Source organism: Butyricicoccus porcorum (assembly GCF_051246315.1).
Taxonomy (GTDB): domain Bacteria; phylum Bacillota; class Clostridia; order Oscillospirales; family Butyricicoccaceae; genus Butyricicoccus_A; species Butyricicoccus_A porcorum.
In genome coordinates this window covers 1,547,217-1,564,037 of the sequence record NZ_CP178353.1, presented here as the reverse complement: position 1 = coordinate 1,564,037, position 16,821 = coordinate 1,547,217, and the positions used below count along the sequence as shown (strand labels likewise).

The 16,821-nt window shown below is 51.1% G+C and carries 21 protein-coding genes; 10 read left to right on the top strand and 11 right to left on the bottom strand.

Going from position 1 to position 16,821, the window contains the following annotated elements:
- Nucleotides 1-18 precede the first annotated feature (18 nt).
- Nucleotides 19-1,404, top strand: coding sequence for an MATE family efflux transporter (locus ACLM7Z_RS07650; RefSeq protein ID WP_087018569.1), 1,386 nt, complete (start codon nt 19-21; stop codon nt 1,402-1,404).
- A gap of 51 nt (nt 1,405-1,455) precedes the next feature.
- On the opposite strand, the gene ACLM7Z_RS07645 is transcribed toward ACLM7Z_RS07650, so the two are convergent.
- A complete protein-coding gene (locus tag ACLM7Z_RS07645; protein WP_087018571.1) occupies nt 1,456-2,154 on the bottom strand; it encodes an HAD family hydrolase in 699 nt (232 codons plus the stop codon).
- 124 nt (nt 2,155-2,278) lie between these two features.
- Between ACLM7Z_RS07645 and ACLM7Z_RS07640 the strand changes: the two genes are divergently transcribed.
- The 6 genes from ACLM7Z_RS07640 to ACLM7Z_RS07615 all read left to right on the top strand — a co-directional run bounded on the left by ACLM7Z_RS07640 (nt 2,279) and on the right by ACLM7Z_RS07615 (nt 8,166).
- Nucleotides 2,279-3,049 (top strand): DUF3794 domain-containing protein, encoded by a 771-nt coding sequence (locus ACLM7Z_RS07640; RefSeq protein WP_435644811.1) that lies wholly within the window; start codon nt 2,279-2,281, stop codon nt 3,047-3,049.
- A complete protein-coding gene (locus tag ACLM7Z_RS07635) occupies nt 3,050-3,973 on the top strand; it encodes a transposase (protein WP_435644810.1) in 924 nt (307 codons plus the stop codon). It begins immediately after the preceding gene.
- 135 nt (nt 3,974-4,108) lie between these two features.
- Nucleotides 4,109-4,459: a transposase gene (locus tag ACLM7Z_RS07630; RefSeq protein ID WP_435644809.1), complete on the top strand. Its 351-nt coding sequence runs from the start codon at nt 4,109-4,111 to the stop codon at nt 4,457-4,459.
- A complete protein-coding gene (locus ACLM7Z_RS07625) occupies nt 4,425-5,252 on the top strand; it encodes a LysM peptidoglycan-binding domain-containing protein (RefSeq protein ID WP_435644808.1) in 828 nt (275 codons plus the stop codon). Before ACLM7Z_RS07630 ends, ACLM7Z_RS07625 begins: the two co-directional genes overlap by 35 nt.
- 24 nt (nt 5,253-5,276) lie before the next feature.
- Entirely contained in the window at nt 5,277-6,755 is a 1,479-nt protein-coding gene (gene spoIVA, locus ACLM7Z_RS07620) for a stage IV sporulation protein A (protein ID WP_087018574.1), read from the top strand.
- 205 nt (nt 6,756-6,960) lie between these two features.
- Nucleotides 6,961-8,166: a cofactor-independent phosphoglycerate mutase gene (locus ACLM7Z_RS07615; protein ID WP_087018576.1), complete on the top strand. Its 1,206-nt coding sequence runs from the start codon at nt 6,961-6,963 to the stop codon at nt 8,164-8,166.
- Between the two features lie 100 nt (nt 8,167-8,266).
- Here the strand turns inward: ACLM7Z_RS07615 and tagD are convergent, their stop codons facing one another.
- From tagD to ACLM7Z_RS07590, 5 genes are all read right to left on the bottom strand, one after another.
- Entirely contained in the window at nt 8,267-8,665 is a 399-nt protein-coding gene (tagD, locus tag ACLM7Z_RS07610; RefSeq protein WP_087018578.1) for a glycerol-3-phosphate cytidylyltransferase, read from the bottom strand.
- 162 nt (nt 8,666-8,827) lie between these two features.
- The gene (locus tag ACLM7Z_RS07605; RefSeq protein WP_087018580.1) at nt 8,828-9,598 is read right to left on the bottom strand and encodes a hypothetical protein; all 771 of its coding nucleotides are present in this window, start codon (nt 9,596-9,598) and stop codon (nt 8,828-8,830) included.
- Nucleotides 9,595-9,885: a phage holin gene (locus ACLM7Z_RS07600; RefSeq protein WP_435644807.1), complete on the bottom strand. Its 291-nt coding sequence runs from the start codon at nt 9,883-9,885 to the stop codon at nt 9,595-9,597. Before ACLM7Z_RS07600 ends, ACLM7Z_RS07605 begins: the two co-directional genes overlap by 4 nt.
- A 12-nt stretch (nt 9,886-9,897) precedes the next feature.
- The gene (locus ACLM7Z_RS07595; RefSeq protein ID WP_273349086.1) at nt 9,898-10,170 is read right to left on the bottom strand and encodes a hypothetical protein; all 273 of its coding nucleotides are present in this window, start codon (nt 10,168-10,170) and stop codon (nt 9,898-9,900) included.
- Between the two features lie 118 nt (nt 10,171-10,288).
- Nucleotides 10,289-11,092: an amidohydrolase family protein gene (locus tag ACLM7Z_RS07590; protein ID WP_273349087.1), complete on the bottom strand. Its 804-nt coding sequence runs from the start codon at nt 11,090-11,092 to the stop codon at nt 10,289-10,291.
- Between the two features lie 206 nt (nt 11,093-11,298).
- On the opposite strand from ACLM7Z_RS07590, the gene ACLM7Z_RS07585 reads away from it, so the two are divergent.
- Entirely contained in the window at nt 11,299-11,769 is a 471-nt protein-coding gene (locus ACLM7Z_RS07585; protein ID WP_435644806.1) for a hypothetical protein, read from the top strand.
- On the opposite strand, the gene ACLM7Z_RS07580 is transcribed toward ACLM7Z_RS07585, so the two are convergent.
- Nucleotides 11,748-12,158: a transposase gene (locus ACLM7Z_RS07580; RefSeq protein ID WP_435645766.1), complete on the bottom strand. Its 411-nt coding sequence runs from the start codon at nt 12,156-12,158 to the stop codon at nt 11,748-11,750. The genes ACLM7Z_RS07585 and ACLM7Z_RS07580 overlap by 22 nt on opposite strands.
- A 152-nt stretch (nt 12,159-12,310) precedes the next feature.
- A complete protein-coding gene (locus ACLM7Z_RS07575; RefSeq protein WP_435644805.1) occupies nt 12,311-13,162 on the bottom strand; it encodes a transposase in 852 nt (283 codons plus the stop codon).
- 29 nt (nt 13,163-13,191) lie between these two features.
- On the opposite strand from ACLM7Z_RS07575, the gene ACLM7Z_RS07570 reads away from it, so the two are divergent.
- The gene (locus ACLM7Z_RS07570) at nt 13,192-13,485 is read left to right on the top strand and encodes a helix-turn-helix domain-containing protein (RefSeq protein ID WP_435644804.1); all 294 of its coding nucleotides are present in this window, start codon (nt 13,192-13,194) and stop codon (nt 13,483-13,485) included.
- Between the two features lie 532 nt (nt 13,486-14,017).
- Here ACLM7Z_RS07570 and ACLM7Z_RS07565 read toward each other — a convergent pair.
- Both ACLM7Z_RS07565 and ACLM7Z_RS07560 read right to left on the bottom strand, forming a co-directional pair.
- A complete protein-coding gene (locus tag ACLM7Z_RS07565; RefSeq protein WP_087018589.1) occupies nt 14,018-14,221 on the bottom strand; it encodes a helix-turn-helix transcriptional regulator in 204 nt (67 codons plus the stop codon).
- Nucleotides 14,222-14,450: 229 nt separating this feature from the next.
- Nucleotides 14,451-14,993: a hydrolase gene (locus ACLM7Z_RS07560; protein ID WP_087018590.1), complete on the bottom strand. Its 543-nt coding sequence runs from the start codon at nt 14,991-14,993 to the stop codon at nt 14,451-14,453.
- Between the two features lie 294 nt (nt 14,994-15,287).
- On the opposite strand from ACLM7Z_RS07560, the gene ACLM7Z_RS07555 reads away from it, so the two are divergent.
- On the top strand, nt 15,288-15,734 hold the full coding sequence (locus tag ACLM7Z_RS07555; protein ID WP_165761075.1) for a MarR family winged helix-turn-helix transcriptional regulator: 447 nt from the start codon (nt 15,288-15,290) through the stop codon (nt 15,732-15,734).
- A gap of 41 nt (nt 15,735-15,775) precedes the next feature.
- Here the strand turns inward: ACLM7Z_RS07555 and ACLM7Z_RS07550 are convergent, their stop codons facing one another.
- Nucleotides 15,776-16,510, bottom strand: a complete 735-nt coding sequence (locus ACLM7Z_RS07550) for a polysaccharide deacetylase family protein (protein ID WP_242969804.1) — start codon at nt 16,508-16,510, stop codon at nt 15,776-15,778.
- Nucleotides 16,511-16,821 lie beyond the last annotated feature (311 nt).

The following is a 16,821-nucleotide window of genomic DNA, read 5'->3' as shown; positions in this document are numbered from 1 at the left end:
TTTTCAGTGAGGTTTTATATGCAACAGGATCAGACTATGAACAAGATGGGCACGGCGAAAATCAACCGTCTGATGCTCACGATGGGTCTGCCCATCATCCTTTCCATGATGCTCCAGGCATTGTACAACATTGTCGACAGCGCGTTTGTTTCCAATATGGCAGCAGGTGGCGAAACCGCGCTGACCGCGCTGACTCTTGCCTTCCCGGTACAGGTGCTGATGGTCGCAGTCGGTGTCGGTACCGGTGTCGGTGCAAATGCGCTGCTGTCGCGTTCGCTCGGCGAGGGCAATGAGGAAAAAGTCAACCGCGTTTCCGGCAATGCCATCTTTCTCTCCGCAGTCATGTACGTGATCTTCCTGCTGTTCGGATTATTTGGCGTGCGCATTTACGTGCAGTCCCAAACCACAAACCCGGTCATCATCGATATGACTGTCGATTACCTGCGCATCTGTTGCTGTATTTCTTTTGGCATCCTGTTTTTCAACTGCTTTGAAAAACTGTTGCAGGCGACCGGCAAGACGACTTATTCCACTGCAGCACAGATTGCAGGTGCCATCACCAACATTGTGCTCGACCCGATTATGATCTATGGCCTGCTCGGCTGCCCGGAAATGGGTGTGCGCGGTGCGGCATTTGCCACCGTTGTCGGCCAGATTGTTTCGTTCCTCGTCGCGCTGATTTCACACATCGCAGTCAACAAGGAGATTTCCAACGGACTGCGCTATATGAAGCCGGATAAGCACATCATCGGCCGGATTTATTCCATCGGCCTGCCGGCGATCATCGCACAGGCACTGATGTCGATCATGACCTACGGCCTGAACATCATCTTTGGCACGATCAATGAAAATGTTGTCACCGCCTATGGCCTGTACTACAAAATCCAGCAGTTCATCCTGTTCGCTGCATTCGGCCTGCGCGATGCCATCACGCCGATTGTTTCGTTCAACTATGGCATGCACAGCAAAAAACGCATCAACGCCGGCATCAAGTACGGCATGCTGTATACGCTCATCATCATGCTTGTCGGCCTGATTTTCCTTGAGCTGTTTGCCAGCCCGCTTTCCCACATATTCGGGCTCTCGGGTGAAACCGAAGCGCTGTGCATCAGCGCCATGCACATTGTCTCGCTCAGTTTTCTGTTCGCAGGAGCAAACATTGCGTTCCAGGGCATCTTCCAGTCGCTCCAGAGCGGCGGGGAATCGCTGATTGTCTCGGTCTGCCGCCAGCTGTTGTTTGTGCTTCCGGTTGCCTGGATTTTTACCCATATCGCCATCTCAAATCCCGACCTGACCTCGCTGGTCTGGTTTACCTTCGTCATCGCGGAGGGAATTTCCGCCATCATCTCGTGCGTGTTCATGCGCCGCATTTATCGCAATAAAATCGCCGGTATCACAGAGTAAAAAACAGGGCTGACAACTTTTGAACTGTCAGCCCTGTTCATTTTTCCGGTTCTATTCTGCCTCGCTGTGAAAGGCATGTATGATATTGCACAGCTGTTCATACAGGTCATGATATTCACTGATGACGCAATCCACCTGATCTCCGATCCAGATGTCACCGCTGCTGTCCGGATCAATTACGACAATATAACCAATCCCTGCGCCGTGCGCTGCATAGGCACCGGCCAGCGCATCCTCCACAACAACACACTGTTCCGGTGGAAAGCCCAGCTCCTGCGCCGCGATGCGGTAAATATCCGGCGCGGGTTTGCCCGGAAACCTGCGGTCGCTGCAAACGACAGTTTCCCGGTTAAACCATGTCGCAAGGCCCAGGTGTTCAAAATAAAAATCCATGCTGCGCGGGTTGGACGACGTCGCAATGGTAAACAGAATGCCGTTTTTCTTCAACAGGTCAAGCACTTGGGTGATGCCGTCCGCAAGATGGAATATCTCCGGATGCGCCAGACACAGCTGTTTGTATTTTTCGCGTTTGCGCGCAACCAATTCCCCCATCTGCGCTTCGCCTACGTCGCCCCAGAAGTATTCCACCGTTTCCCTGCTTGGGCGACCGTTGGTACAGTGCAGGAATTCCTCCTCTGACAGCCCGTGCCCCAATGTTTCCTCCGCGAGGTCATTCCATGCGCGGAACTGTATCTGTGTATCAAACAGCATCGTGCCGTTAAAATCAAAAATGACCGCGAAGTCAACCATGGTTTACACACCCTTTCGTGTTACATTGTACCACACCGTTTTCCCGCGGGCAATCCCATTTTTCCGGCATAACTGTCCGCTCTGTGCCATAGAACTATACAAACACCGATAAGGAGGACGTTCTATGGATTTAACCAAAAGCAGTGTCGCCCTGAGCCGCCTGATTCTGGACGCCTGGAATAATTACGAAGAAACCACCGATGCCATCGTTCCGGACACGTTCCCGGATATTGCACGCATTGCTGCTGTGTATGGCAGCCCGCAGCTCAAGGACGATGCTCCGCAATCCGGGCGCGTCCTCATCTCCGGCGCCGTGCGTATGACTGTATTATATGTGCCGGAGGGCGGCGGTGCGCTGCGCCGGCTGGATATTCCAATCAGCTTTGCACATATTGAAGAAGCCGCGGGGATCAATGAGGACAGCCGCCTGTTTGTAACCTGCCGTGTTGTCGCCGCAGATGCACATGTCATGAATTCACGCAAGCTGTCGGCAACCGCCACCCTGTCCATCTGCTGCCGGGTGTTCGCCCCCGACACCGCACAGCTCACCGATGGCTTTGCCGAAACGGACAACGGTCTGGAACTGCTGACCACAACGCATACGGTCACTGTACCGTCCAGTGTCCTGCGCCGCGAATTCACACTAATGGAAGATGTCAACCTGCCGGATCACGAGCGTTTCCGCGAAATGTTTGCCCCGCGCGCAGAAATGCGCCTGTCCGACTGCCGCCTGATGAACGGAAAAGCCGTATTAAAGGGTGATGTCGCGCTGCACATGCTGGCGATGACGACAGATGACACGCTGGAAAACATCGACTGCGTCGTTCCGTTTACACAGATTTTTGAAGCGGAGGGCCTGCGGACAAAAAGTTGGACTCCAAAAGGAGGGAACTGAATGTATACAAAAGAGCAGGAAGAAATCGCACTAAGAGAATACGAGCGGCTGGGATCAATAGCTGCTGTAATCCGTCGGTTAGGATACCCGAGCGAGTCTACGCTTTACCGCTGGTATGAGCGCAAAAAAGCCGGGTTAGAGAACAGACATGGCCACACAGAAGAGTCTCCCACAGAGATGGATCATCACTGCAACACATCGGGGCATCCAAGGCATCCCTCAGCAGAATTCAAATATGAGGTAATTCACCGTTGCTTTGAATTAGGCGAAGATGTAGAATATGTATCAAGGGAAATCGGATACAGCCGTATGAGCATATACGTCTGGCGCAGGAAATATCTGAAGTATGGGATGGTGGGTCTGATGGCGAAGAGAAAAAGCATACCAAGGGAGCCGTTGCCTCAGGATCATGCATTGCCTGAATCTGAGGAACTGGAGAATCTTCGAACGCAACTCCAGGAACTGCAGTTTGAAGTAGATGTGCTGAAGGAGACCATCTCAGTTTTAAAAAAAGACCCCGGCATCGATCTAACGGTACTCAGAAACCGTGAAAAGGCAGTGATCATCGATGCCTTGAAGGGGAAATATGCACTGCCAGCGCTGCTGTCCCGTTTTAAGATGGCCAAAAGCAGTTACTATTACCAGCAAGCTGTTATGAACAAACCCGACAAATATCTATCCCAACGGGCACAAATCACCTCGATTTTTCACGAAAACAGGGGCATATATGGTTACCGTCGCATTTATCTGGCGCTGAAGCGCAAAGGGATTATGCTCTCCGAGAAGATCATCCGCCGGATCATGAAGAAGAAAAACTGGTGGTTTTGCGCTCGAAGAAACGAAAATATAGTTCGTATTTGGGGGAAATCACACCGAAGTAGAGAACATCATTTTACGCGATTTCCATGCAAATCAGCCGTATGAGAAGTTGCTGACGGATATCACAGAATTTGCCCTTTCGAACGGCAAGCTATATCTCTCCGCCATGATCGATTGTTTTGATGGAATGGTTGTGGGCTGGACGATCGGAACCCGCCCAATGCCGATCTGGTCAACACCATGTTGGATCAAGTGATTGCCGATCTGCCAGAGGGCTGTCATCCGATTGTCCATTCTGACAGGGGCTGCCATTACCGATGGCCCGGATGGATTGAACGGATGAATGGGGCCGGTCTCATTCGCTCTATGTCTAAGAAGGGCTGCTCCCCCGATAACGCAGCCTGCGAAGGTTTCTTTGGAAGGCTCAAAAACGAAATGTTCTATGGCCGCTCTTGGACAGGAGTCTCGCTTGACGATTTTAGCCGGGAGATTGACCGCTATATCAATTGGTATAACCATAAACGCATCAAGTTATCTCTAGGTGGGATGAGCCCGATTGAGTATAGACATCATCTTGGTTTTGCTGCATAATCAGTCCAAGATTTTGTCCGCACCCCCGGACGGCATGACGGACAATCAGCAGATCAGCGTGAGCTTTTCGGTGCGGCATCTGGATGCGGAGCTGCGCGATGACGGTCTGGTCGGCGTCGGACTTGGCGTCTGCGTGCTGCTGACCGCATTTGAAACGCATACGCTTCATGTGATCGCCGATGTCTATCATCTCGAGCACCCTGTACATGTAGAAACCCGTCCCATCACGCTGCCTGCCTGCCATCCGCTCGCAGAGCTGGGGTGTGAAGCGACGGAAACCGTGCCGGTCGGCATGAAAATCGCACAGATTGCCGATGTCACCGCAACACTCGACACGCTGCTTCACGATGCATCGCGCACGATGCTGCGCATGATGGCGTGTATTGTCTATCGTTCGGATGACGGTGAATATTATTCCGTGCACCGTGCCATCCACATGCCGCTCAGCCTGCCGGACGGCACCCAGTCAGTGCGTCTGAATGGCATGCAGTGCCGTGCCTCTGCCACGATCAGCGGAGAGGATTCGGTTGTGCTGTCGCTCAGCGGACGGTGCAGTCTGCTGTGTGATGAGCCGCTGCAATGGAACGACCTGTCCGCACTGTCCATCGATGAAACTGCACAGCCCGCCGCTTCCCCTGTCTCGGTGATCCTGCGGTATGTGGATACAGAAGAACGGCTGTGGGATATCGCCAAGCATTACCGCACAACCGTAGACGCCATCCGGCAGGCCAACCAGCTGGATACCGACCGCCTGAGCGCACGCGCACAAATGCTGCTTATCCCTGTGCGGTGACGCCGCAGGCATATGGAGGTGCATATGGAACATCAAAAGCTATATGAAGACATCAGCCGCCGTACCGGCGGCACCATCTATATCGGTGTTGTCGGGCCTGTGCGGACGGGAAAATCCACTCTCATCAAGCGGTTTATGGAAACGCTCGTCCTGCCCGGCATTGAAAATGTATACCGCCGCGAACGCGCAAAGGATGAGCTGCCGCAGTCCGGTTCCGGGCGCACCATTATGACAGCAGAGCCAAAATTTGTACCGGAAGAAGCGGCGGAAATTGCACTGGACGGTGACGGTACCTGCAAGGTGCGTCTGGTGGACTGTGTTGGCTATCTGGTGGACGGCGCACTGGGACACACCGAAGAGGATGCACCGCGCATGGTCTCCACACCATGGAGCGACCAGCCGATGCCGATGGCGGAAGCTGCCGAGCTGGGCACGCGCAAGGTCATTGCCGACCATTCCACCATCGGTCTCGTCGTGACGACCGACGGCACAGTGACGGACATCCCGCGCGAAAACTATCTCGAGGCGGAAGACCGTGTTATCCGCGAGCTGCTCGGCCTGCACAAGCCATTTCTGGTACTGGTCAACTCTGTCCAGCCGCAGGGTCCGGCAGCACAGGAAATCTGCCGCCAGATCGCGGATACCTACGATGTGACGGCACTCGCGGTTGACTGCCTGAATATGGACGCCGACCGCATGGCAAATGTCCTCAAGTCCGTATTGTATGAATTCCCCGTCCGCGAGGTCGGCATTGTGCTGCCTCCTTGGGTGGGAACGCTGCCCGCCGGGCACCGCGTCAAGGAGGCAGTGTACAGCGGCATCCGCAGTCAGGCGGCGCACATCGGACGCATGCGCGATATGAAGGCGTGCGCGGCGGCACTGGCGCAGACGGAATATGTCTCCGATGCACAGGTGCAGTCGATGGACCTCGGCACGGGTTCCGTGCAGCTGGTAATGCGCATTCCACAATCTGTCTTTTACCAGATTGCCGGAGAGCAGTCCGGGCTGACCATTCGGGGCGAAGCAGATCTCATCCCACTGTTGACAAAACTCGCAAAAATTCAGAAGGAATATGAACGCTTTGACGGTGCGCTGGCACAGGTGCGCCAGACCGGCTACGGTATTGTCATGCCGACCATCGATGAGCTCAAGCTGGATGAGCCGGAGATTGTCAAGCAGGGCGGCCGGTATGGCGTCCGGCTGACCGCCTCTGCTCCATCGATTCACATGATCCGCGCGGATATTCAAACAGAAGTCTCCCCGATTGTCGGCACGGAAAAACAGTCGGAAGACCTTGTGCAATACCTGATGTCTGAATTTAACGGTGATCCGGCGCGCATCTGGCAGACCAATATTTTTGGCAAATCGCTCAACGAACTGGTCAGCGAAGGCATGAATACCAAGCTCACGCGCATGCCGGATGATGCACGCAGCAAGCTCCAGGAAACGCTGGAGCGCATCATCAACGAAGGCTCCGGCGGCCTGATCTGTATTATCCTGTGACTTCTCTTTTTCGGACAGCGTTTGCCTGGTGCGCTGTCCGTTTTTCTTTTTCGCGTTCATTTGTGCGCGGTACACGGACAATCCATCTGTTCATCCTCCACCGGCGCACAAATCCAAAAAAGTTGCAAAATCGTGCATTTTTGCTGGACAAAGGCGCTGTTTTGTATCATAATATGGTAAGAACTTGTTGTGAAGGAGAAACCCGATGAAATATATTATTGTACTCGGCGACGGCATGGCCGACGAGCCGATTGACATGTTGGGCGGCAAGACGCCGCTGGAATATGCTTCTACCCCGACGCTGGATGCCCTCGCACCGCAGTCGGAAATTGCACTCGTACATACCATCCCGGACGGCATGAAGCCGGGCAGTGATACAGCAAATCTCGCGGTCATGGGGTACAATCCGCGCAAATATTATTCCGGACGCTCCCCGCTGGAGGCGCTGAGCATCGGTGTCGACATGAAGCCGACTGACATCGCTCTGCGCACTAACATTGTCACACTGTCTGAGGAAGAAGGCGTCCCGTTTGAACAGCGCACGATTCTCGACCACAGCTCCGGAGAAATCTCCACAGAAGATGCCGCCGTCCTGATCGATGCAGTAAAGGCTGAATTTGAGAATGATACCTATCGGTTTTATGTCGGCACGAGCTACCGCCATCTGTTGATCTGGGATCACGGTGAGGTCATCGAGCTGGCACAGCCGCATGACCATCTGGGTGAAGTCATCGCGCCGTATCTGCCGTCCGACCCGGTGCTGCGCGACATGATGATTCGCAGCTATGACATTCTGAACAATCATCCCATCAACATCGAACGCGCAAAAAAGGGTCTGAACAAGGCGAACTGTCTGTGGTTCTGGGGCGCCGGCACGCGCCCCGCGCTGTCCTCATTTGAGGAAAAAACCGGCAAATCCGGCGTCATGATCTCCGCTGTCGATCTGCTCAAGGGCATTGCGGTCGGCGCAGGCATGGATGTCATCGAAGTGGAAGGCTCAACCGGTTCGCTGAACACCAACTATGAGGGCAAGGCGATGGCAGCGGTAAACGCCCTGCTCAACGGCAAGGATTTCGCCTATATCCATGTCGAAGCACCAGATGAAATGGGTCATCAGGGCAATGTTGACCACAAGGTACAGTCGATTGAAAACCTTGACAGCCGTGTGATCCGCGTCGTCATTGACGAGATGAACAAAGCCGGAGAGGATTTCCGCCTGCTCGTCATGCCGGATCATCCGACCCCGATCCGCTGCCGCACACATACCAGCGATTCCATTCCATACCTGCTGTACGACAGCACCAAACCGGTCGCAGGCGACTGCACGCTGTACAACGAAGCACAGGCAAAGGCAACCGGCAAGCTGATTGAGCACGGCTATGAGCTGATTGACCGACTGCTGGCGGAGTAAACCGGGAATAAAAACTCCTTCAGAGAAGGGAGCTGTCACCCCAGCGACCGATTGACAGAAATATAAATGCAGAAAAAAGCAGCCTCGCGGCTGCTTTTTCTCACTTCTTTACATTTAATTCACTCTTGATCTTGGTCGTGGAAATCTCCGGCGTGCGCGGCAGATAGACGACCTCACAGCCCTCGTCTTTCAGGAAATCAAACTTGCCCTCCCAGTCATCGCCGATGACGAACGTGTCGACATGATATTCATGTACGTCGAATTTCTTCTGATCCCAGCTTTCCTCCGGAATAACCAGATCGACATAACGGATCGCTTCCACCAGCTGTTTGCGCTCCTCATAGGAGAAATAGCACTTTTTCTGTTTTTCGTTCCAGTTAAATTCATCCGTCGATACCGCAACAATCAGATAATCACCCAGCGCCTTCGCGCGGCGCAGCAGGTTGATATGTCCATAGTGGAGCAGATCAAAGGTACCGTAGGTAATCACTCGTTTCATAATTCCAGATTCCTTTCAACAGCGGAACGCTGTATGATAGCATATATAATATCATATATTATAACACGACTGCACAGGCTGTTACAATGCTTTCCTGATTTTTCCCCAGACAGACAAGTGTCCCCTCCGGCTTTTTCGCCAAAGGGGACGTCTTTTTTTCTGTCAGACAGATAACAGACCTGCTTTGTCCAGAATCGTAAATGCACGGCACAAATCTTCACTCAGATTCAGTCCGGTTCCGGTTCCGGCAATCGCACCCTTGTCCACGAGTTTTTTTACCGCCTCGCGGTAATAGTCGGGTATGTCATCCAGTGTCTTAAAATATCGCATGAGATCCTCCTCTTCCTGTTCATTCGGTTTCCTGTCCGTCACAATCTCGCGGGAAATCAGATAATAACTCGGACTGCGGTCAATGGTTGCCTTGCCGCACTGGGTCAGGCTGGTCTTGACCACGCCCTTTTGTACCACACTGACATAATTGCGGCGGATGGACGATGCGGTATATTTTCCGCTGTACCAATAGCTGTCCAGCACAGTAATCGTCTGTCCGGATGCCGCTGCTGCCGTCACAAAATGCCCACTTGTAGAAAACAGCTTGTATGCTGTGCCCGCATGCAGGATTGCTGCGCCTCCTGCTTTCAGATGCGTGAGCAGCTCGGCATTTTTGCTGGTCGTACTGTATGCAAAATGGTATTTGGACGCCGCTGCCCGCAGCAGCGGTGTCATCAGCGTACCTCCTTCAACGCGCGCGCCCGCCGCGACTGCAATGCTGCACATCGTCGGAATGCTGATATCCGCAATGCCGAGTACCTGTAAGGCATTGCACAGACTCGCCGGGCCACAGGCAGAGGAGTAAATCGTTCCCTGTCCATACCGGATGGATTTATATTTCTCTTCTGTCTGGAATTTTACTGCGTAACCGATGGTTCTCACCCTTTCGATTCATTGTCCGATTGTCCGTCTTTCTTTTCCTGTTCCAGCCTCGCCTTGCGCCATTCGTCTGCTTCACAGGCAATGCAGGTGAAGCTGTTGTTTTTCCACCATGCCACCAGAGAAGCTCCGATTGTCCAGCACAGCGAAACCAGCTGGTAAATATCGTTATCCGTGAACGCAATGGTTTCGTGTCCTACAATGGCAAGGATCTGGTTCAACAGCGCAAGCGCCAGTACAATGGTCCGCGCAATGGTATCGGAACCAATGGTATGACCCGGATTGCTCATTTCATCGCCTCCTTACAGTATCATAGATATGAGTGCGCCACAGACTGCGATACCTACCGCACTCAAAATTGCCATGATGATGTTCAATTTCGTCGAAATAACTGCAAATTCAACATTTCCGCGCTCCAGCCGTTCATCGTGCTTGGCAAGCTGCACGGTATGCTGCTGTGTCACCTTTTCCAGCTCTTTGACAGCATGGCAGGGACATTTTTCATTTTGTTCCGTCATCGTTCCATCACTTTCCGGTGTCTGCGCCTTCCCGCGCTTTCCCTTTCGATAATACACGCCGGTTTCCCGTTGTCCACGTTAATAAATTATCTGGCTGTGGAAAGCATAAAAAATCCGCCCCACAGGAAGAATAACCTGCGGAACGGATATGCTCTCATCTATTACAATTACAAGATTACAATGAATAAACCTGCTTTGCAGTCTCATAAAACACCTTATCATGCCAGCATTCAGGAACAAGCCGCGCGATAAAGGCAATATACTGCTCCAGATTGACCAGCGGCCAATCCGTGCCGTACATCAGCTTTTCATATCCCCCTGCATAGCCCATCCACGTGCGCAGCAGAGAAAAGTACCCTTCATTTTCCTGAAACAACGTATCCATATCCACACGCCCTTCCAACAGGCCGGACAGATCGGCAAATACATTCTCGTTTTTCTCCATCACGGCAGCGGCATCCGTCAGCCACGGATTTCCAAAATGGCACAGTACAAACCGCGTCTGCGGGAACTGCGCTGCGGCCTCATCTACCGTCAGCGGATGGGCATATTTCAACAGCCCCATACCGCCTGCTGTCGCACCCGTATGGATGGCGACCGGCTTGTCATACTGTGCGGCCAGTTCATACAGCGGCGCATACCGCCGATCCCCAACATATCGGTGTCTGTAGCCGGGATACAGTTTGATGCCGACGCAGTCCGGACGGCGCAAATGCTGTTCTACCAGCTCGGCAAGCCGCTGTTCGTCCAGCTGTTCCCAACCGCTGTCCAGTCCCACACAATAGTGCAAAAAACCCGGACAGACCGGTACATCTTCGTCAGGCGCCCGGTTTCCCATAACCACCGCATATTCAATCCCCAACCGGCTGAATTCTGCCTGTAAATGCTCCTCGGTATATCTGTGTCCAGCCTGCTCCGCCAGCATGCGAAAGCTCTCTATTCCCGGACAAAAGTGAATATGTGCATCGATAATTTTCATAACCAGCCTCCGGTTTGTCGGTTTCTGTCATCATACTGCATGTATATGCCTTCGGTCAAGCGCCTGCCGCGGGCTTTCCAAAAAATTGGTCGGACATTTTCATCATATGATCTCCAAAATTGTAAAAATCTGGTTGACGTTATGCCGAAATAGGTCTATAATTTTGGTATCATGTAAGAAACTGACTGCAAAGGGGGAGGCATTTTATGGCATTAAATGTGAAGCAGGAAAAACGCCTGCTGAGCTCTGCCCTGTTTGCCGGCTGTGATACGCAAAGCTATCGTCCGCTGGTACAGACGCTCTCCCCCATCAGCATTCTGAAGGGACAGCGCATCGGTTCACCTCCTCACCATGCTTCGGCGCTGGGCTTCCTGCTGGATGGCTGTCTGGATTTATGTAACTTAAACGGCGTGCTGTTCTACACCCTGGAGGCTGGAGATTTTTTTGAAATCGAACCGATGTTTTCCCAGATCCAGACCATCCTCCCGTGGCATCTGCGCGCACGCACCAATACTGTCGTGACGTTTCTTGATAAAAACATCATGCTCTCGCAATTTGAAGAGGATCCCGCATTTGCGCGCAATTACATACATATCCGCGCGGACTATACACAGAATCTGACGCGCCAGGGGGTGCGGACAAAATCTTGGACTGATTATGCAGCAAAACCAAGATGATGTCTATACTCAATCGGGCTCATCCCACCTAGAGATAACTTGATGCGTTTATGGTTATACCAATTGATATAGCGGTCAATCTCCCGGCTAAAATCGTCAAGCGAGACTCCTGTCCAAGAGCGGCCATAGAACATTTCGTTTTTGAGCCTTCCAAAGAAACCTTCGCAGGCTGCGTTATCGGGGGAGCAGCCCTTCTTAGACATAGAGCGAATGAGACCAGCCCCATTCATCCGTTCAATCCATCCGGGCCATCGATAATGGCAGCCCCTGTCAGAATGGACAATCGGATGACAGCCCTCTGGCAGATCGGCAATCACTTGATCCAACATGGTGTTGACCAGATCGGCATTGGGGGCGGGTTCCGATCGTCCAGCCCACAACCATTCCATCAAAACAATCGATCATGGCGGAGAGATATAGCTTGCCGTTCGAAAGGGCAAATTCTGTGATATCCGTCAGCAACTTCTCATACGGCTGATTTGCATGGAAATCGCGTAAAATGATGTTCTCTACTTCGGGTGTGATTTCCCCCAAATACGAACTATATTTTCGTTTCTTCGAGCGCAAAACCACCAGTTTTTCTTCTTTTCATGATCCGGCGGATGATCTTCTCGGAGAGCATAATCCCTTTGCGCTTCAGCGCCAGATAAATGCGACGGTAACCATATACGCCCCTGTTTTCGTGAAAAATCGAGGTAATTTGTGCCCGTTGGGATAGATATTTGTCGGGTTTGTTCATAACAGCTTGCTGGTAATAGTAACTGCTTTTGGCCATCTTAAAACGGGACAGCAGCGCTGGCAGTGTATATTTCCCCTTCAAGGCATCGATGATCACTGCCTTTTCACGGTTTCTGAGTACCGTTAGATCGATGCCGGGGTCTTTTTTTAAGACTGAGATGGTCTCCTTCAGCACATCTACTTCAAACTGCAGTTCCTGGAGTTGCGTTCGAAGATTCTTCAGTTCCTCAGATTCAGGCAATGCATGATCCTGAGGCAACGGCTCCCTTGGTATGCTTTTTCTCTTCGCCATCAGACCCACCATCCCATACTTCAGATATTTCCTGCGCCAGACGTATATGCTCATACGGCTGTATCCGATTTCCCTTGATACATATTCTACATCTTCGCCTAATTCAAAGCAACGGTGAATTACCTCATATTTGAATTCTGCTGAGGGATGCCTTGGATGCCCCGATGTGTTGCAGTGATGATCCATCTCTGTGGGAGACTCTTCTGTGTGGCCATGTCTGTTCTCTAACCCGGCTTTTTTGCGCTCATACCAGCGGTAAAGCGTAGACTCGCTCGGGTATCCTAACCGACGGATTACAGCAGCTATTGATCCCAGCCGCTCGTATTCTCTTAGTGCGATTTCTTCCTGCTCTTTTGTATACATTCAGTTCCCTCCTTTTGGAGTCCAACTTTTTGTCCGCAGGCCCCCAGCTCGACCACTTTACCGCAGCCTCTCCGGGAGTTGCGTTGGCGCTCTATCTTCTCGGAAACCATACCCAGCACATCCTCAAGCTGCCGGATGGGCTGGCCGGACTCGCCCGCAGACTGAACATCAGCCGTGCAACGCTGTACCGCGCGCTCGCCGACCTGGAACGCCGGCAGTTGGTGTCACACCATGAAAAAACCGTCCGCATTCTCGACCATGACGGGCTTTTCGCTTTTGCCTACAGCCAATCTCAACCGCAGGACAGCTTACCCGCCGAGTAAACAGATATTTCGATACAGAAAGAAAGCGCAGATCATTCGATCTGCGCTGCGTTTTTATATCCAGAGCTGAGCCTGCAAACTGTTTCCACCAAAAGAGTAATGTGAAGATGATTGAAGATGTGTATAGAGGAATAGAGTTTGCTTTTCATGATACGAAGGTCTCTTTTACTGTAATGTGACGGTTCAGTAAAAAGAGCTGCGAAAACAGCCTGCCGCTCATGCTCAAGATTAACAAAAAGATAAAAAAGGCGTCGCAGAAGACCTTCTGCAACGCCCTTGTTAGCATGGTTAAAGTATATCGCAATTACATCGGAATGTCAATCGGTATCACCAATTTTTTACTTGTGTTTTTTCACAATTTACGCCCGATTTCCAGTGCTTTTCTTTGTTTTTCAATATTTTACGTACTTTTTAGTTCTTTATACGTATATCATACTTCTCATCCGTTATTTTATACTTATTTAATATTATTCAGGTGTGAAAAAGCCGGAGCGGATTGCTCCGCTCCGGCAAACATACACGTTTTCCTCGCTTACTTGGAATCCGCCGGCGTTTCATAAAAACGAACCCAGTCAAAATCCAACGCTTCAGCAATACGCATTGCGGTACCGACCGGAAGGCGATAATCGCCCAGCTCGATGCGGGTATAATAGCTGCGGGCAATATGAGCTTTCTGCGCAGTAACCTCCTGCGTCAGGCCCTTACTTTTTCTCAGTTCAACTAACCAGTCACGCATAATATTCACCTCAGAAAAGAAATATAATAAGCTATCATTTTTAAAACATCTCTTGTTTTTTACGGTGTCATTATATCACCATTTTTGCAACTTGTATATGTATTTTATGACGGATTTCAGGTGAATTTGCGATGTTTTGCTGGCATGATGTTACAAATCAGATAAGGTATCCAAAAAATTGCTGAGAAGCTCTGTTTTCTTTCTGCGTATTTTTGTGCAGAATGTCAAATCACTTGACAAGCTTGGAAATGGTCTTAAATTCCGGGCCGGAAGCCTTGCGCAGAAGTTCAAACAGAACCGCCTCCGCAGTCGTCAGCAGAATGCCCTCCTGCTCTGCGCGGCGCAGGCCGATTTCCATGTCATGTGCAAAGCGGGAGCCGAGGCAGTCCTCAACCAGAACGACTGTTTTTCCCATTGCAACCAGATCCATTGCAGACTGGAGCACACAAATATGCGCCTCTGCGCCACAGATCAGGATGGTGCTGCACTCCGTCGCCTCGATTGCGGTGCGGATAGCATCGTCATCCAGGCAGCTGAATGTTGTCTTCGGCAGAACCGGAGCAATCCCCAGTACTTCCTTGATCTCCGGAACGGTAGAGCCGAGCCCCTTCGGGTACTGCTCGGAAACGACAACCGGAATATCAAGCGCATGCAGACCCTGAAGCAGCATACGGGTGCGCGGAATAAAGGCATCCTTATTGTGCATCGCCGGCATCAGCTTTTCCTGATAATCGATAACCAGAACGGCGGTATCTTCTCTGTTCAGTTTCATAATTCAATTCTCCTTTTACAAGTAGTATGGTAGCTATATTATACCACAATCCTGTAAAAATAATATACGTATGCCATGAATTTTTCTCACTTCTGGTTCAGCCTCATGACCAGACAGCAGGCGTCTGCTCCCCCCGTTTTGTCTTTCTTCCGATCTTCCTCCGGTCTTCGGCGGAACGGTTTGATGAGGTTCCTGACTTGTTGTCAAAGATTTGACAAATTTCTTTATTTCCTCTATACTAAGGGTACAAAATATCACATTTCCCCTTATCCAACGAAATTAGGAGGGACTCATATGTCCACAGATACTGCTCCGCATCTGCCACTTATCAAGCTGCATACAGCCGACCATCTGACCTATCTGCGCGCAAACCATCTGTTAAAGCAGCACGGCATCACCATTCAGCAGGCGTTAATCATCCAATATCTCGCCTGGCATGCCGGACACAGCATCAATCAGAAAAACATTGAGCTCTATCTGGGTATCAGCAATCCCTCCGTTACCAGTCTGATGAAGACCATGGTCGCTAAAAACCTCATCCGGCGCCTGCCTGACCGCTCCGATGCGCGCAGCTATCTGCTCTGCCTGACTCCGCATGGTCAACAGCTGCAGGAAAGTATCTGTAAAGCATTTGAGCAGCTTTCCTTCGAGGTCAATGCCGGTCTGACCGAAGAGGAACAAGAACAGTTGAATCTTCTGCTCGACAAAATTACACACAATCTGTCAGCGGTTCTCCGCTGAGTCATCCACGATTCCCTCCCCGCCTTTCGGCGGGGAATTTTTTATGTCCCCGAACCAAGGTCTGTCGTGTTGGGTATCTGTCTACCAGTGTGATCCATCGTGTATCCATCCGTATAAATCAGCTCAGAGACCGGCACAAATGAGAAGCCCTTTTCTACCAGACCATCAATGACATCCGGCAAAGCCGCCGGTGTATTTTTCGCCGCATTGTGAAACAGGATAATCGAACCATTTCGTGCATTTTTCACGACGCGGCTGACAATCTCAGACGGTGCAGGATCCTTCCAATCCAATGAATCAACATCCCACTGAATGGTATACATGTCAATCGAGCGCATGGTGGAAACGACTGAGTCGTTGTAATCGCCATATGGCGGACGGAACAAGGTCGGACATTTCCCTGTAATTTTCTCAATCTTCTCATTGCAGCTTTTCACCTCCTGAATCATGGCATCGGGTGACAGCTGTGTCATATGCGGATGGGTAGACGAATGGTTCATAACCTCATGCCCGGCATCAGACAGCTGTTTCACCGACTCCGGATATTTCTCCACCCACTCGCCGACAACGAAAAACGTCGCCCGAATGTCGTGCTCCCCCAGAATTTCAATCAGCTGTTCCGTATCTTCGTTTCCCCAGGCCGCATCAAATGTCAGCGAACATACCTTTTCCTGACGCTCCACACTGTAGATCGGAAGGTCGCGTTTTGTTGCAGATACCAAAACCGCGCCTGCCGCGCCCCAAATCGCGTGCACGGTCACGCAAATTCCCGCCACTACAGCGGCTCCAATTGCCAGTTTCTTTCCTGATATAACAGTAAAATAGTGCATCTTACCCACCTCTGTGAAGCATACGCCTGACATTTGTCCATTATTCCAAAATACAGCCTGGCCAGTTTTTTGTGAAGCTGCAACAATTTTCCGGTTCAATATCTGTTCAAAAAATGTTCAAAAAATACTTGCATTTCTCTCATAATTGTGTTAAATTCTTTTACAGGATACATAACGCACAAAAATCGACAGTTGAATCTGGACATAATTGTACATACCACTGTAAATTATGCACAAATTTGACCTTGATTTTTCTA